Genomic DNA, 1,996 nt, shown 5'->3' with positions numbered 1-1,996 from the left:
GATATACATGTATAAAGAGGATAGAGTGTAGTTCAAGAAGAGACTTTTTCAGATAACGCGATGTTCACTTATCGTGAAATACAGGGAAACCACTTTTGGAGGAGAAGCTTTGAAGAGTAAAAGTATAATTTACATAGTTGTTTTACTAATCGGACTATTGATGATAGCTAAAGATCATTTGGATACATCTTTTGGAGATTATCTATTTAAATTGATTGGTTTGTCTCGATGGACAGATATGGATAAAACAGGACTGAATTTGCCAGCTATACTTGGTTTTTTGCTATTACTGTCCGGCGTGTCAGGAACAGTCAGAACGTATCGTCACCGATTTCCTAGAATATTTAGTAGCCTTATTATAGGTTGCATTGCATTTGTATTGATAAGCCCAATAGCAAGCGAAAAAGCTATGTTTGTTCTGAAGCATAATTCTAAGGGAATCCATTCTTTAGATTATTCAATTAAAGATAGTAAATGCTACTTTCAAACCGTGGAATCAGTGGTGAAAGCTGATTGTTCATTTACAATTTATAATTATGGAAATGAAGAGAACGTATTGATAAAACCTATATTAATTCATAGCTACTCTGATATGGATATTGATGTTCAAGCACATATCGTTAGCATAGCTCCGCATAGAAAACATTTATTTGGTGTTCAATTCGATGGTATACAAAGAAACGGAATTGAACTCACAGGGTCACTGGATAGAGTCGGTATAGAACTTGAGGTCGGTGGAGTAAAGAAGCGGTTTGAATAGCATTTAACTTAAGTGCATCGTTCTCAGATCTTTCGGAGCTTTAAGTCGGTGGGAAGACGAGAACACGACAACGATATACGAAACCAGGATGAGAAAGGGACAACCTAAATGATTATTTTAAGACTTACTAAAGATTTAATGAAAGACATGAAAACAATTCCAGTTGAAGATGTTCATGCAGCTTCGTTATTAAGCTGGCACGTAAATATTTATAACTTGAACAAACGAAAACACATCGTTTTTGTGAATGATTTAACTAGATTAGCTATTATCATAGATGGAATAAGGACAGGACAAATAGATCGATTGAAAGACAAATTCATGCTGACCCTTCGAGAATATTTACTCCGAGAAGGAGTGAATGAGAGTTTGATAAATACATATATAGCGCATGGCACAGAAGTAGTTATATCAAAAACAAATAACAGAAGTGTGCTTGGAACAATGAAGGAAGTTACATGGTTTATTGAAGATGATTTTATCGATAATATTGAACGATTGAAATGGTTGAATAGAATGATTCATAAACCTATTGATTACAAGGAGCCGATTGTCTTATTTAAAGAATTAATTAAAGATCATAGGAACTACACTACAGAGTGAAAGTTACGCAGGAAGTCATTGCACATGCTAACTTAGTAGTTAAATAAAGGGAAAGGACGACATGATTAGATGTACGCTAGATTTTAACGAACGGAGATTACTGAAAACAATGAATAAGGAGTATCCAAGATGCCTTATACAAGACCAGTGATACGAGAACCATACTATGATTGTCCAGTATGGATTGAAAGTGAAGTTGCTCGAAATGAAGTTACTTTATTGTCTTCCGACAGCAGCGCACATGATGTGGAGCTCTTTTTGTTGCACTTGTTTGGATACAACAGTATCGATGTTAGCCAATCAATACAGAGATCATTTGAAGAATTGTTTAAGTTAGATGAGGTAGCTATTTTGGGTGGAATAGCTTTCTTTAAAGATGAAGAATCGTTTATTCTGCCTAGCTGCTGCTGTGGTCTTGAACAGTGGGAAACTGTTAATCAATCAATTAATAATAGACAAAGCCCATGGCTCGGGCACGATCCTTCACCGGGAGTTACCTATCATGATGATTTTTTACTTGTTTGGGCAGATGACCCTAAAAAAAAAGAATGAATTGAACAGTATTCGTTTTACTTATTCAGAAATTACGGAAAGTCTTGAAAGAACAAGGCTAGATATGCTTGGTTTTATTGA

General features: G+C 35.2%; 3 protein-coding genes. All 3 read left to right on the top strand.

The features are described from left to right. The first annotated feature begins 109 nt into the window (after positions 1-109). The 3 genes from AB4Z33_RS30875 (at position 110) to AB4Z33_RS30865 (ending at position 1,915) form a co-directional block, all read left to right on the top strand. Positions 110-760 (top strand): hypothetical protein, encoded by a 651-nt coding sequence (locus AB4Z33_RS30875; protein ID WP_442053563.1) that lies wholly within the window; start codon positions 110-112, stop codon positions 758-760. Positions 761-868: 108 nt separating this feature from the next. Next, entirely contained in the window at positions 869-1,363 is a 495-nt protein-coding gene (locus AB4Z33_RS30870) for a DUF6933 domain-containing protein (protein ID WP_442053562.1), read from the top strand. Positions 1,364-1,492: 129 nt separating this feature from the next. Then, the gene (locus AB4Z33_RS30865) at positions 1,493-1,915 is read left to right on the top strand and encodes a hypothetical protein (RefSeq protein WP_442053561.1); all 423 of its coding nucleotides are present in this window, start codon (positions 1,493-1,495) and stop codon (positions 1,913-1,915) included. The last annotated feature ends 81 nt before the right edge of the window (positions 1,916-1,996 follow it).

Origin of the sequence: Paenibacillus sp. 2TAB19 (genome assembly GCF_052115185.1) — a bacterium.
Lineage (GTDB): Bacteria > Bacillota > Bacilli > Paenibacillales > Paenibacillaceae > Pristimantibacillus.
Note: the sequence above shows the minus strand (reverse complement) of the source record. Positions and strands in the feature narration are given on the sequence as shown.